The sequence below is a fragment of the Chryseobacterium sp. S90 genome, assembly GCF_047444895.1.
GTDB lineage: Bacteria > Bacteroidota > Bacteroidia > Flavobacteriales > Weeksellaceae > Chryseobacterium.
In genome coordinates, this window is sequence record NZ_JBLGCX010000006.1 from 156,378 (window position 1) to 171,024 (window position 14,647).

Genomic DNA, 14,647 nt, shown 5'->3' on the forward strand with positions numbered 1-14,647 from the left:
GGTTTCTTTTAATTCAGGATTTCGTTCATTTCGGTGAGAATGATTGGTTTTCCATCGGTGATTACAATGGTATGTTCGTGCTGAGCCATATAGCCGCCTTTATTTCCTACCATTGTCCATCCGTCTTTCAATTCTACTGCAATATTGGAATCAGTGGAAATAAAAGTTTCAATAGCCACCACAGAGTTTTTCTTAAAACGCCTGGAATCAAAACGGTTTTTGTAGTTCAGTAATTCATCAGGCTGTTCATGTAAACTTCTGCCTACCCCATGTCCGGCAAGATTTTTAATAACCTTAAGACCTCTTTTCTTCGCTTCTGTTTCCATTAAATGTCCTATGTCTGCTATTTTCACACCACCTTTTATATTGTCTATAGCTTTTCTTAAAATATCTTTGGAAGCCTCCACCAATTTCTGATGTCCATGAATATCTTTTCCAATGACAAAAGAACCTCCATTGTCTGCCCAATACCCATCCAGTTCTGCAGAAACGTCAATATTGATGAGATCACCTTCTTTCAAAATCCTTTGATCTGTAGGAATACCATGGCAGAATTCATTATCCACACTAATGCACGTCCAGCCTGGGAATCCATACGTCAGATAAGGAGCAGATTTTGCCCCGAAATCTTCCAGTATTTTGGCTCCATACTCATCAAGATCTTTTGTGGTCATACCTGGTTCAGCATACTCCATCATCTTTTTCAAAGTATAGGCAACGGCTTCACTTATTTTTTGCATTCCGATCATCTGATCTTCGGTTGTGATTGACATAGTTTTATTTTGATTGTTATTGAGAATTACAAAGTTAGGAAATTAAAGTTGGGATAAAAAAATACCTATAGTCCAGATTTTTATGTATAAAAATGCAATCGTTTAATTATCTATTTTTGGATAATTCCTTACACTCACACGGTAAGGGTGCTCCTTCAAAATGCTTATCATCAAAATGCAAATAATAGCTTTTACCTTTTCTTTGAATGAGTAATGTCAAACTATCCTTCTTTTTAGAAACATAATCACCTTTCTCAATTTTATTTTTCCATTGATCAAGTATTGGAAGACATATATCCCCGAAGCTCATATATAGATTCATGTGATTTGTTGTATCAGCTACTTCCCCGAAGTATTGTTCTCTTTCTAATACTAGAGGGGCATATTCATCAAGAAATGTTTCTTTTCCTGATTTAAAAAAGTCAGAAATACCTTTTTTATCTGAATTGAAAAATATAAATAGAATCACAAATCCTATAAAAGAGATGAAGAACAATAATAAATTTCTCTTCTGCATTTTTATTAATTATGGTTATAGAACTTCTGCTATCTATTTTCTAATCCGGATATAAAAGTAATAAAAACTCATGTCATTAGAATTCGGGTTGATAGAATTCCTTCAAAAATATGAAACAAAGATTCTTAAATCTCTATGACAGCTTTTTATTATCATTGATCTAGTGAAAAACATGGTTACAAGACACTTTCCTATTATTATCCCCCTTCACCACCACCCTCTACCCCCCTTGGGTAAGGGGGTATACCCAGTTATACAAGGGGCTAGAAGGTGTTCATTAACGGTCTCCAGCCACTTTGGTAAGTGGGTAAAGGGACTTATAGAACGGTATAGAGGCCGTTAATGAAGTAGTTGGAGGCCGTTCCGAAAGGGCTCCAGCCACTTGATAAAGGGACTCGAGAGACTTACTATAGTGGTTAGAGGTACTTTCTAGGTGGCTGGAGGTTGTTTATAAAGTGGTTTATGGTATTTTGATAGGATGTATGAGGGCTTTTTAAAACAAAAACCACTGCTTTTGCAGTGGTTTTTTATTTTATTTACGGACACGAGCGAGAACGCTCGCGCCAGCGGGGGATCGTTTCTTATTATCTAAGAATCAACTCTGTTAAAAATTTTATAAACTACAGGAGCTAGCCCGGCTAAAACTACTAAAAACAGTCCTAGATTAGAAATTTTTAATTTTTCAGGATATACTAACATTAAAACAGCCCACAAAACCATTGTAAATACAGTTATATATCCATATATTTTTGCAGATTTTGTACTATACCAATCAAACTCTTTAATTCTATTCTGGTTTTGCATATTATACATATTTATTGATTTTAAGACACAATCTTTTAGTTTCTCATATTCTGAGTTCTTATTCTTATTACGGAAAAGACTTAGTTTTACCTTTCTATTACTAAAATTAAGTGTAATAGTTCCCACATAATTTGTTTCGTTAAAACTGTAAGATTTTAAATCCGATAAGAAGTAAGAGGTTTCCTTAATGAAGACCCTATCTTTAGTAAAATTAAAATCAACCCTTTGTTGTAAGCTTTTTCGACCCACAAGATAAATTAATACTATTGAAACTAAAAATGCCATAGCAGGATAAACAGTTTTTGCAATATAAACATAAGTAAGGATTGCTAATAAATTAGGGATAATAGCTAAGAGTAATACGAGAAGAATTACTCTATTTCTTAAATTATTTTAATCTCTTTTTTATTGTCCATGATTAATTTACAATATGTGTATTCCAAAATATTGAGCCTCTTCCAAATTCGCTATCCAACTTGTATAATCTGCTATTCCATAAATTGCTATTCCCGTAAGTACAGCTGGAGCTCCAAAGACTGTCGCAGCCAATGTTCCTGCTAATAAAGCAGTATTTATGACCGTATGGGCAGTCCATTTATCATTATAATATTCAGAGAAAGTGACTCCAACAGTTAAAGCAGTCCCTATTACTCCAGCTCTCCCCAAAACTTTTGAGAACTTTGATACTCCTTTTAATTTATCCAAATTTTTCAATCCGTTAATTGCAGCTGAAGTTAATCCAATTCCCCCATTTAAATGTTTTTCTGCATCCTTAAAAAATCTTCAGTTTGATAACGTCTCAAATCTCCACTGAATCCATCAATACCATTTGTCAATTCAAGAATTTCATCTCCAACAAATTTTCCAATATTCTTTAATGTCATTACATGTGCTATCATTTCCTGTGAAGTATTAGCATCTCCTAGCTTACCTAGTGTCCACCAAGATATACTAAGGTTAGATAAAGTTCCTCCATTTTTAAAATAATCAAACATAGCAGTTGCTACGTCTCCAGTGAAAGTAGAATCACCACCTCCGCCACCATCTCCCGGATTTACCCCAAGAAAATTAGTAGCATATTTAGGTTTAAATGATGCGCCAAGAAAACCATAAGTCTGCCCTGTAGTATCAATAATATGTCCATTTTCATCCATCCATCTTCCGTCAGGATCTCTCATTAAAACCGGATTATTAGCAACATAAGCAAAAGGACTGGTAGAGGTATAGGCTTCTGCCAGCTGGTCTATTCCGTTCCATCTTCCAAGATCAGGCATATACTGTCTCCAGCCATAATCAAACAATCCTGTTTCCTGAAGTTCTTTCCCGTTGTAATTAAAAATTAGAGTATTGAAAACCAATACTCTAATTTATCACCAACATGTTTGAAACATTACCTTATTTTATAACACGAGCGAGAACGCTAACACTAGCTTGCAGTTTGTTGCTTATGTATTTAATTATTTTTTACAAACTCGTATTTTAGCATTTCATCAGGATCACCTTCCCATATAAAAATATTCCAAGGTGGATTATTTCCATTGATACCTTGCCCTGAGATATAAAATAAAATTTCCCCTTTTGTTCCCTCGGGTAGATTATATTTTATAGTAATTCCATTGTCTATATTATCAATAATACCACTTTCTACATTTTCTGTAAACTGCCAAGTTCCTTCAGTATTTAATTCTCTATTTTTATTTTTTGGAAAACTACTAATTTTATAATGATCGACCCCTTTCAAAATACAAGTTCCATTTTTATTTAATTTGATATATGCATTATCAGATGACTTCCAAGTACCTATAAAATCTGATTGTTTTGGCTTAGTTTTACCACAACTATATAACATAATTGTTAATAGTGTAATTAATAAATGTTTTAATTTTGTTTTCATTTTAGATATAATACTTCTGTCCAGTGAAATGATTGAGTAGTTTTAGACCCCCAACCTGTTTTAAATTTATCATTAATAAGTTTCCCCGCTGTCTGTTGCCAAATTGGAAGATAGCCAAGCACAGGAGGGCGGGACGCAGATTGCATTGTAGAAGAATTTTCAACATGAAATGAAACAACCACACTCTTATTATATGCTGCTGCCGTGTATTCTAAGTTATAAGATCCTAAATATGTTACTGCTAAATTCCCTGTTAACCCGCCTGTTAATAACGTTGAATAATCTTTAAGATAAAGCCCAACTCCTTTAATACCACCTAGCTTATAAGAATTTGAACCTTCTAAACTACTTTGTTTTAAAGCGATTTTAGATAAGATAATATCTCTAGTGCCCTGTACATGATTATGTTGTCTTAGCATTTCTGTCATTAAGTCTCCATTAGTAAAATCTCGATGCCTTGGACCAGTTCCTGAAAGCCATTCTACGCCTAACTGCCAAGGAGTTATTTCTTTATTAGAAGGAAAATTCTCACCAAGCTTCATCATATGTGCAATCATCCCCTGAGCTGTATTTGCATCACCTAAAGCACCTCCTGTCCACCAGCTCATATAGCCGTTATTGGTTTTGAGAGAGAAATCTCCTCCGTTTTGAACTGCTGCCATTAAATCTGCATATGCTTGCCTTTTTCCAAAAGTTCCCTGAGTAGAACCCCCACCAGTTCGTTTACCAAGTCCGGAATTTACTACATAGTCCGGCGTAAAACTTCCGTTCATCCCGGCAAACCACCATGATCCTTCAGAGATATTACTGATCATCCCACCGTCATAAGGTACATTTCTCATCCCATCCGGGTCTATAAACATAACAGGATTATCTGCCCCATAATGATAAGGGCTAAATCTTCTGAAACCCTCTGCTAATGGATCCATCTTCCGATGTCCGACATATACATTCTGGCCCCGTAATCATCCCAGCTTTAACTTACCAACACATTTGATACACTACAATAAAAAAGCGTTGGTTTCCAACGCTACATCTGTCATTTACGATGTTGTTATTTATCTAAGTAATTAATTATTAGACCAATAATTATAGCTATTGGTATCAAAGATAAGCCAGCCATATTATTCTTGGCTCCTTCTTTTTCTATATTAGAATTATATGCTTCAGCCATTTTTTTTGAATTAAATTTATATACAAAAATCCATCTTATAAAAACTCCAAATCCTCCAAATACAAAATCTATCATAATATTACTATTTTGGTCCTAATTGATATATACCTTTTTTAACTGCTGTTTTCATTCCTGTATTAACTCCCCAATTGCCAACAGCGTTTCCTACTGTACCCAATTGAGTGAATGGTTTAAGTCTAAAACCAATACCCATTGTCATTGCTTCAATAGCTGGAATAGATATTTTATTAAATTTCTCTTTTTCACTCATTATTGTAGTTCCATCTTTATAATTTAATGTTTGTCCCCATACCCCATCTTTAAATCTCCATAACTTCATATCCATTTTTACATGCATGTCACCAGCCTTTCCTTGTTTAATCATTTCTTTTGGAGCAAGATAGAAACTTCCATAAAAGAGATATCCTACAACTTGAATACCTTCTGCTGGTTTTGAAATAATATTGTCTGCTAGAAAGTTCCATGTTTTTCGAGTAATAGATATACTACTTCCTGGTGGATCATCAGTTCCAAACTGCGAAAAATCAATTTCTTTGAAGTATTCTTTCTCAGGCTCAGCGAGATAAGCCATTATATCTTTATAGGTTTGTGTTTCTCCAAAAGTTTGTGGAGATCCTCCACCAGTTCGTTTACCAAGTCCGGAATTTACTACGTAGTCCGGCGTAAAGCTTCCGTTCATCCCGGCAAACCACCACGATCCTTCTGGGATATTACTGATGATCCCTCCGTCATAAGGTACATTTCTCATCCCATCCGGGTCTATAAAAATGACAGGATTATCAGCCCCATAATGATAAGGGCTAAATCTTCTGAAGCCTTCTGCTAATGGATCTGTGGTTCCCCATCTTCCCAGATCAGGCATATACATTCTTGCCCCATAATCATACATTCCGTTTTCCTGAAGTTCTTTGCCATTATATTTATAGCTGTAGAAACTTCCGAAAACTGAAGTACTGAACGAACCCGAGATATGGTTCAGTCCAAATGGATAATAGTTGTTGGTATCGATAATTTTAGGAGCGCCTGTGCTGCTTTTGGCAAAACTTACCTTGGTATTTCCAATATTATGGATCTTTTAACACATGTGTATAAAATAATTGATTTTCATCACTTTACATACTCTGCTTTCTCCTTTGTTTTATTTTGGTTATCCAAAAACCATTGCAATGCAATGGTTTTGTAATGTCTATTCTAGCTAAAAGTCTATTTAATTATCTTTTCCGGAAAAAAATCTTTCAGATCAATATCATAAATTACAGAATTACATTCTTTTTCAGAACTCTTCTCTTTAGGTACCTTTGAAATATTACTTAAAATATCATCTATATTTTCGTAAACAGCATTCCCTTTTAGATCTATGTGTACTATATTACAACGATTTATATTATCCTGTATTGAAATACTAGACTTATATGTATTCATATCATATGGTGGATGAATATAACTGTACATCATTAGGTATTCATAGTTAAAATCTTTATCCACTATAATCATTGAGGGCACAAACATATAGTTATCGTGAGAACCGGTACGCAAACTGAAATTATAAATATTTGTTTTAGTATGAAATACCATCTGTTCAAAATTAGCAAGTATACCTTTATTATATTTTTTAGAAAAGAAGATAATCTTTGCTATGCCATTAGTTCCCAATCCTTTTTTTAAATGAAAATCCCCTCTATTTAATATATAATAAATACTATAATTATTATTATCAGATATTTTTATAAGATTCTGTTTTTGTGTTTTTGAATTAACAGAAATTTTTTTATTCTCTATATCAATCATTTTCAATTGAGAGAAGGCATTTACACTGATAGTAAATACCACCAATGTTATTATTTTATTTAATTGTTTTAACTCCATATTTTGTCATTATAATATTAAAATTTCTCTGAATAGCTGCACCATCTCTATACCAAACCCATCCGTCTATGTAATTTTCACGTGAAGTCTGATTAAAGCCTGTTACTAATATTTTTAAAATAGAGTATTGAATTTCAATACTCTATTTTATTACCAACATGTTTGGAACATTACCCAACTTTACACTTATTAATATTTTAAAATTAGAATATTGAAAATTAATACTCTAATTTATTACCAAACATGCTTGAAACATCATCCTAGCTGGAGATAGTTGTATTTGCAGAATTTATTCAGTGGATAATATATTAATCTTATTACTCTTAATAGAACCCGTAAATAGTTTATATCTATTAAGCTTCTTTCTTTGTGATTTAGTAAGATATTTTATGTAAGCTTCTTTATCTATTGAAATAGAAAGATATCCTATATTTTCTTTTTCATTATCTAGAACATAAAAGCCTTGCAAAGGACCAACGTCTCTATTTGTAATATTTTTTAGATTAAAAGGAACATGAAATACAATCTTTTCTTGTGGTTTAAGAAGCAATAAATTATTCATTATATAATAATTTATTTTGACATCTGATTTAGGAACATTGTTTTTCTTTCCCCATTTTTCTATTTTGACATTAAATTCTTTTTTTATAGAATCATTCTTTATTTTTATTTTTTCAAACTCTGATAGGTCTATTTCAGAATGTAAATAGGTTTCTACATTTTTTTGTTCACAATTATCATAGATATTGATAGTTAATCCAAAAAAAGGATATTGATCAATCCATTCATGCTGAATAATATTATAATTATCACTATAATATGGTTGCAATGATGTAGTATCAATTGGAATTATAATATTTTCATTACTTTCATTATATAGAGTAATATTAGCAATTTTTTTTTGAGAATCTAACTGCCAGTTAATTTTAATTTGAGCCTTAAATTGTCCAAATATTGAAAGTACAGAGATGATTTGAAATATTTTTAGTACGTTGAGAATCATTATTATTTTATTTACGGTTATTATATTCTATTTCACCTGTTTTAATAGTAAACCCCTGCTATTGCAAGGGCTACCTTATTAAAATATAATTAATACAGTGACGCAAATTTGGATTTCATCTATTACAAAGCCTAAGCTAATTGAAAAATTACCATTTAATATACTTAGTATTTTTTAAATTCCACTTAATTCTAATAGGATTACTTTTTATCGTATAATTAATTTTCTCTTTATTATGAGTTGGCGGATTAGAACTACAATTAGTAAGATAGACAGTGATAATATAATCTTGATTGCTTATAATATTAAAACTATCATATTTACCATTTTCTACATTAAATTGAAAAGGATTAAATTTGATCGGAATTACTAGTTTTTCTTTTGGCTTAATTTTAATTATTCTGTCCTTACTTTCTAAATATGTAAGCTGATTTCTTTTATTAGCAAGATCAATCTGTGTTTCATCTAATTCTATTAATCCAGTTTCATAATTTACAGACTTATTTTTACGTTTCAGTTCAATTAAAGGTCTAAAGTTATCTGCAATATATTCCTTGCCAAATGGTTTAAAACTTACAGTATCTATAGGAATTGAACACGTAATATTTGAATTATTATAAATTTCCATCACAATTATTTTACTCTTATCATCAGTATCTAACGATTTAATATTTAATAATAATTGAGATTTAACATTGATTATTGTAAAAAATAATACAAGAAGATATTTCATATTTTATGGTATTTTATAAATAGAATCTAACAATTTATATTTTTCTAAAAATAAATTATAAGCTTGTGTTCCTAAATCACTACTCCTACTATTAAGTTTATCAGCATATCCAAACTTAATAATATTAAGAATATTCAATTCATTTCCACTTTTTGTTTTATATCCCAAACTATCCATCCAACGATAAGATCTATATTCATTATATAGTAATATAGCACTCGTACCTACAGTTCCATTTCCGAAATACTCTCGTAATGAACGATTCACAAAATATGAATCATACAGATGGAGCATTTCGTGACCTAACGTAAATGATAAATGTAAAATGTTATCAATTTTAGTCATATTAAGAGCAATTATATTGGTAGAACTTAAAAGCTGTCCTAGAGCATCTGTTCCATCTTTTTGAAATTCTATGGGAGTTTCTTTAGTAAAATATTTATAAATATTTGCTAAAGAAGGAACCTTATCAACTAATTCCATCCAATCTTTGAAATTTGCTTTTTTATTAATAGGATCACTCCAGCCTGCTTTTTTCAATTGCTCAACCATAGAGAATAAGGCTCCAATACTTCCTCCACCTCCAAAATATGATTGAGCAAAGGTAATTGCCTCTAAACTTGTAAACGATAATCCTCCGGAGGATGGCTCACCAAAGTCGGATGATGCGCTACCCCCACCGGTACGTTTACCAATCCAGTTATTTTCTATATATCCTGAGGTGAAATTTCCACTTCCTCCTGCAAACCACCATGAGCCATCCGGTACATTAATTTCTAATCCTCCCTCATACGGCTTATTTCTCATCCCATCAGGATCTGTAAACATAACAGGATTATCTGCTCCATAGTGGTAAGGGCTAAACCTTCTGAATGCTTCAGCTAAAGGATCTGTGGTTCCCCATCTTCCCAGATCAGGCATATACATCCTTGCACCATAATCATACATTCCGTTTTCCTGAAGTTCTTTGCCATTATATTTATAGCTGTAGAAACTTCCGAAACCTGAATTACTGAACGAACCCGAGATATGGTTAAGCCCAAAAGGATAGTAATTGTTGGTGTCAATAATTTCAGGAGCGCCTGTGCTGTCTTTTGCAAAACTTACCTTCATAATCCTAAGGTAGCTTTACTCATATTTTAAAATTAGATTATTGAAATCAATACTCTAATTTATTATCAACATGTTAGGAACATTACCGGTTTTATTGTATCTAAAAATATGACTAATTGATTATTTAAAAATAGATTTATATTCTGTTTTCATTTCGTCAGCCTTTTGAATATCTTTATTTATTCCCCAGCCATTTCTATATAATTTTTCAATAGTAATAATGCAACTAGGTTTTTTTAATTTGACTCCTTTTAATAAATATGACATTACAAAATCCTTATCAGAATTATTTAATTTTTTTATTGATGAAATGTCAAGTTCTAAAGACCCTGAATTATTTAAAGATAATACCGACATAAATACTTGATAACATCCTTCTCCATTATTATATTTATTAGCCATTATCATTGCATAAGGAAGTATTTCTCCATATTTTGATGAATTACCATATTTTATAGTAAGATCTGTAAATGCATCCTCGTCTCCTTTTATTACAATATGATTTTTAATTATTTCACTATTATCTTTGGTTAGTATTGTTTCTTTTTTCTCACATGAAATAAAATTTACAATCAAAAGAATTAGTATAATTACATTTTTCATTTTTACAACTTTTTTTTATTATATGTACCTCTTACAAGTTTTCCATTTAAAAATATATTATAATTACCAGGTCCCCCAACATGTGCTCTTTTACCATCGGGACTTGCAATGTAATAATCAGCAGGACCTATTATGACAACATTTTTAAATGCTGGGTCTTGAGACAATCGATGAGCAAAAGAATATTCTGATCTACCTATATTACACACCCTCAAATCTAAAATAATTGACCCTCCTTTTTGTTTAAAGGCATTCCAAGTAGGGCTATATTTCTCTAAAAGCTCCAATAATTCATCTGGCTGGTGAATCATTTTACCATTGGGCCCTTTCATACCATCGGGATAACCATGTGCAAAAATTCTTATAGTATTATTTTGAATTTTTTTATCATTTTCAGCTACTAAATATAGTCCTCCATCACCCATATTAAACCAATTCATACTGTCACCTGGAATATTTTTTCTGCTTTACCTTTATTTTTTTTACCTCCATCATCACTTTCATTAATTGCTTCATCTACTGAAAAATCAATTTCTTTGAAATATTCTTTCTCAGGCTCAGCGAGATAAGCCATTATATCTTTATAGGTTTGTGTTTCTCCAAAAGTTTGTGGAGATCCTCCACCAGTTCGTTTACCAAGTCCGGAATTTATTATGTAGTCCGGCGTAAAGCTTCCGTTCATCCCGGCAAACCACCATGATCCTTCAGAGATATTACTGATCATCCCACCGTCATAAGGTACATTTCTCATCCCATCCGGGTCTATAAACATAACAGGATTATCTGCCCCATAATGATAAGGGCTAAATCGTCTGAAGCCTTCTGCTAATGGATCTGTGGTTCCCCATCTTCCCAAATCCGGCATATACATCCTTGCACCATAGTCATACATTCCATTTTCCTGGAGTTCTTTGCCATTATATTTTTAGCTGTAGAAACTTCCGAAAACTGAAGTACTGAACGAACCTGAGATATGATTCATCCCAAAAGGATAGTAATTGTTGGTATCAATAATTTCAGGAGCGCTTGTGCTGCTTTTGGCAAAGCTTACCCTGGTATTTCAAGATTATGAATCTTTTAACACATGTGTGTAAAATAATTGATTTTCATTACTTTACATACTCTGCTTTCTCCTTGATTTTATTTTGATTATCCAAAAACCATTGCAATGCAATGGTTTTGTAATGTCTATTCTATCTAAAAGTCTATTTAATTATCTTTTCCGGGAAAAAATCTTTCAGATCAATATCATAAATTACAGAATTACATTCTTTTTCAGAACTCTTCTCTTTAGGTACCTTTGAAATATTACTTAAAATATCATCTATATTTTCGTAAGCAGCATTTCCTTTAAGATCAGTGTGTATTATATTACAACGATTTCTATTATCCTGTATTGAAATACTAGATTTATATGTATTCATATCATATGGTGGATGAATATAACTGTACATCATTAAGTATTCATAGTTAAAATTACTATCAACTATTATCATTGAAGGTTTAAACATATAATTACCTGCTAAACCTGTATATAAAGTAATATTGTAAATAGCTTTCTTTTTATAGTCAATACTTTGTTTGAGTAGAGTAAGTATTCCTTTATTATACTTTTTAGAAAAGAAGATTAGATTTACAACATCAACATTTCTATGTTTTTTATCAAAATCAAATTTTTTTCTATTTAAAAGATAAAATATACTATAATTATCATCATCCAATACCTTTATAACATTTCTTTTTTCTGCTTTTAAATCAATTGAAAATTGTTTACCTTCTATATCTGCCATTTTCATTTGAGAAAATGCATTTATGTTTATAATTAAAGCTAATAAAATTATTATTTTATTTAATTGTTTTAACTCCATATTTTGTCATTATAATATTAAAATTTCTTTGTGTAGCTACGCCATCTCTATACCAAACCCATCCGTCTATATAATTTTCACGTGAAGTCTGATTAAAGCCTGTAAAATCTTGAAACCTTATAGTTCCTTGGCTATTGGGCCACAAACCTGAATAATCTCTATTCACAAAAATATCTCTTGATTTAACAATTGTAGAAATTCCTGTACCAAAAAGATCATCATACCTTACAGAATGGCAAGAACCTACTATCAAATTTTTTCCATCCTTTACATAATTACTAATACCAATAAGACTATCTATACTATTTGTCAGTTCTTTTGATAATTTACTTTTATCAGAAATATACTGTTGTATATGGCTACCTAAAATCTTTTCAGTCTCAAGGTTTGTATAAAAGCCAGTATCTCCTGTCATTCTATATCCTGTCCCCGAATTTGAATCAGGAATTAGTTCTCCTTTTTCGTCAAATACATAACGTTGGCTTTCTAAACCATGTGCATTAATATAGATATTATCGGCAAGGTTTTTCCCTAAATATGCTGTTAATTTTTCTAAAGCATCTTTTAAGCTTGAAGCATCAATCACATGCCAACCATTTTTTTCAAAATCATTATTAACGAAATTCCCCAGATGCCCTGCATCCCCTCTTATAAAATTAAGGATGATGTTAGTTGCTGTAGATCCCCCGCCAGTTCGTTTACCAAGTCCGGAATTTACTATATATTCAGGCGTAAAACTTCCATTCATCCCGGCAAACCACCATGATCCCTCAGGGACATTACTGATAACTCCTCCATCATAAGGAACGTTTCTCATCCCATCAGGGTCTATAAACATAACAGGATTATCTGCACCATAATGGTAAGGACTAAATCTTCTGAATGCTTCAGCTAATGGATCTGTGGTTCCCCATCTTCCCAAATCCGGCATATACATCCTTGCACCATAGTCATACATTCCATTTTCCTGAAGTTCTTTGCCATTATATTTATAGCTGTAGAAACTTCCGAAACCTGAAGTACTGAACGAACCCGAGATATGGTTAAGCCCAAAAGGATAGTAATTGTTGGTATCAATAATTTCAGGAGCGCCTGTGCTGTCTTTTGCAAAACTTACCCTGGTATTTCCAAGATGGTCTTTATACTGGTAAATATAACGGTTTTCCGTGAAACTGTAATAACCTTCCGCGGTCGCTGCAAAATCAAGCTTCCACTCCGGAGTTGGGGTGCCGGGAAATACAAATGATGCATTTTTATAAGCTTGTTGTTCATAGGCAGTTTCTGTTCTGCATTCAAGGCAGATTCCGCCTCCTTCCGTGTAGCTGTACTGGAAGCCGTCCAGATAGTCTGTAATACGGGTAGTGGTTGAGCCTCTTGGCGGTGCGCTGGAATAGGTTTTTCGCAGCTTGGTTCCGTCTGCACGGTAAAGATAGCTCATCATACTGTTAAGCAGCTGTCCCAATCCGTTTGTCTGCTGCATGCTATACCCGTTGGAAAGGTTCAGAAAGTTATACGTGATAGACTGTATTCCTTTGTCCGGCATATCTTTCATGTTTCCGTTTAGGTCATAAGTAATAGTGTTATTTCCTCCTTCATAGCCTGTGTCATTCAGTGCATTCTCTGTTACTTTGGTCAAACGGTTTCCGGTATAATCGTATACCAGATCATCTACCTGTGTAGCTGTTGTTCCGGATACAGGAAAGGCATTTCTCTTTAATGTTTTAATGTTTCCGTTCACATCATACGTCAGGTACTCATTATAATAATTGTTAAACGGGGTAGTGGAAGCAGGCTCAGAATACACCGCATCTTTCAGTCTGTTCAGCCCGTCATAGGTATAGGTATATCTTTTCTGAACGTTTTCCGAAGCATTCTGCCAGTCTATTTCGGCAATACTACCGTTGTATTTTCCTGAACCAACATTGCTATATTCCGGATTGTTATATTTAATTCCGTACTGTAGCTGACAAATAATCATGATTTGATCCCGAGAAATATTTTTCCCAGACTTCATCTCCCTGCTGATTCAATTTTACCAGATGGAAATCGTAACCGTTATTTTGCTTATTTCCTGATGTTTGCTGCTTATTGCTTTGGATAGAGCTTCCCGTTATAAGATACTGCTGATCGATTGTTGTAGTAACCTGGCTAAGAAAATCCTGAGTAGAGGATTTGATATCTTTCTGCCATACCACTTCCTGAGCAGATGTGCCCAGAATAGCGCATAAAGTTAGCGCTCCGAGATAGATTTTTTTCATTCCCGTGTTGTTGTTTTTTT

General features: G+C 32.7%; 18 protein-coding genes and 1 pseudogene. All 19 read right to left on the minus strand.

Annotation, left to right across the window (positions count from 1 at the left end; genetic code table 11):
* Positions 1-8: 8 nt before the first annotated feature.
* The 19 genes and pseudogenes from map to ACLMCG_RS16585 all read right to left on the minus strand — a co-directional run bounded on the left by map (position 9) and on the right by ACLMCG_RS16585 (position 14,627).
* On the minus strand, positions 9-773 hold the full coding sequence (gene map, locus ACLMCG_RS16495) for a type I methionyl aminopeptidase (RefSeq protein ID WP_413960290.1): 765 nt from the start codon (positions 771-773) through the stop codon (positions 9-11).
* A 106-nt stretch (positions 774-879) separates the two neighbouring features.
* Positions 880-1,290, minus strand: coding sequence for a hypothetical protein (locus ACLMCG_RS16500; RefSeq protein ID WP_413960291.1), 411 nt, complete (start codon positions 1,288-1,290; stop codon positions 880-882).
* Between the two features lie 588 nt (positions 1,291-1,878).
* Positions 1,879-2,379, minus strand: a complete 501-nt coding sequence (locus ACLMCG_RS16505) for a hypothetical protein (RefSeq protein ID WP_413960292.1) — start codon at positions 2,377-2,379, stop codon at positions 1,879-1,881.
* 138 nt (positions 2,380-2,517) lie between these two features.
* Positions 2,518-2,799, minus strand: a complete 282-nt coding sequence (locus tag ACLMCG_RS16510) for a hypothetical protein (protein WP_413960293.1) — start codon at positions 2,797-2,799, stop codon at positions 2,518-2,520.
* Between the two features lie 47 nt (positions 2,800-2,846).
* Entirely contained in the window at positions 2,847-3,452 is a 606-nt protein-coding gene (locus tag ACLMCG_RS16515; RefSeq protein ID WP_413960294.1) for an RHS repeat-associated core domain-containing protein, read from the minus strand.
* Positions 3,453-3,547: 95 nt separating this feature from the next.
* Positions 3,548-3,988 carry a hypothetical protein gene (locus ACLMCG_RS16520; protein WP_264517369.1) on the minus strand — a complete coding sequence of 147 codons (441 nt, stop codon included), beginning with the start codon at positions 3,986-3,988 and terminating at the stop codon, positions 3,548-3,550.
* A complete protein-coding gene (locus ACLMCG_RS16525) occupies positions 3,985-4,917 on the minus strand; it encodes a hypothetical protein (protein WP_413960295.1) in 933 nt (310 codons plus the stop codon). The genes ACLMCG_RS16520 and ACLMCG_RS16525 overlap by 4 nt, the downstream gene beginning before the upstream one ends.
* A gap of 125 nt (positions 4,918-5,042) precedes the next feature.
* Positions 5,043-5,237 carry a hypothetical protein gene (locus tag ACLMCG_RS16530; protein WP_413960296.1) on the minus strand — a complete coding sequence of 65 codons (195 nt, stop codon included), beginning with the start codon at positions 5,235-5,237 and terminating at the stop codon, positions 5,043-5,045.
* Positions 5,238-5,244: 7 nt separating this feature from the next.
* Positions 5,245-6,255 carry an RHS repeat domain-containing protein gene (locus ACLMCG_RS16535; RefSeq protein ID WP_413960436.1) on the minus strand — a complete coding sequence of 337 codons (1,011 nt, stop codon included), beginning with the start codon at positions 6,253-6,255 and terminating at the stop codon, positions 5,245-5,247.
* Positions 6,256-6,386: 131 nt separating this feature from the next.
* Entirely contained in the window at positions 6,387-7,049 is a 663-nt protein-coding gene (locus tag ACLMCG_RS16540; RefSeq protein ID WP_413960297.1) for a hypothetical protein, read from the minus strand.
* A gap of 289 nt (positions 7,050-7,338) precedes the next feature.
* Positions 7,339-8,052, minus strand: a complete 714-nt coding sequence (locus ACLMCG_RS16545; protein ID WP_413960298.1) for a hypothetical protein — start codon at positions 8,050-8,052, stop codon at positions 7,339-7,341.
* Between the two features lie 148 nt (positions 8,053-8,200).
* Positions 8,201-8,785 (minus strand): hypothetical protein, encoded by a 585-nt coding sequence (locus ACLMCG_RS16550; RefSeq protein WP_413960299.1) that lies wholly within the window; start codon positions 8,783-8,785, stop codon positions 8,201-8,203.
* 3 nt (positions 8,786-8,788) lie between these two features.
* On the minus strand, positions 8,789-9,898 hold the full coding sequence (locus tag ACLMCG_RS16555; protein ID WP_413960300.1) for an RHS repeat domain-containing protein: 1,110 nt from the start codon (positions 9,896-9,898) through the stop codon (positions 8,789-8,791).
* Positions 9,899-10,018: 120 nt separating this feature from the next.
* Entirely contained in the window at positions 10,019-10,501 is a 483-nt protein-coding gene (locus tag ACLMCG_RS16560; protein WP_413960301.1) for a hypothetical protein, read from the minus strand.
* A 2-nt stretch (positions 10,502-10,503) separates the two neighbouring features.
* Positions 10,504-10,941, minus strand: a complete 438-nt coding sequence (locus tag ACLMCG_RS16565) for a hypothetical protein (RefSeq protein ID WP_413960302.1) — start codon at positions 10,939-10,941, stop codon at positions 10,504-10,506.
* Positions 10,938-11,414 (minus strand): annotated as a pseudogene (locus ACLMCG_RS16570) (RHS repeat domain-containing protein); the annotation flags it as partial. The gene ACLMCG_RS16565 and the pseudogene ACLMCG_RS16570, both read right to left, overlap by 4 nt.
* 292 nt (positions 11,415-11,706) lie before the next feature.
* Positions 11,707-12,369, minus strand: a complete 663-nt coding sequence (locus tag ACLMCG_RS16575) for a hypothetical protein (RefSeq protein ID WP_413960303.1) — start codon at positions 12,367-12,369, stop codon at positions 11,707-11,709.
* Positions 12,347-14,347 (minus strand): RHS repeat domain-containing protein, encoded by a 2,001-nt coding sequence (locus ACLMCG_RS16580; protein ID WP_413960304.1) that lies wholly within the window; start codon positions 14,345-14,347, stop codon positions 12,347-12,349. The genes ACLMCG_RS16575 and ACLMCG_RS16580 overlap by 23 nt, the downstream gene beginning before the upstream one ends.
* On the minus strand, positions 14,316-14,627 hold the full coding sequence (locus ACLMCG_RS16585) for a hypothetical protein (protein ID WP_413960305.1): 312 nt from the start codon (positions 14,625-14,627) through the stop codon (positions 14,316-14,318). Before ACLMCG_RS16585 ends, ACLMCG_RS16580 begins: the two co-directional genes overlap by 32 nt.
* Positions 14,628-14,647 lie beyond the last annotated feature (20 nt).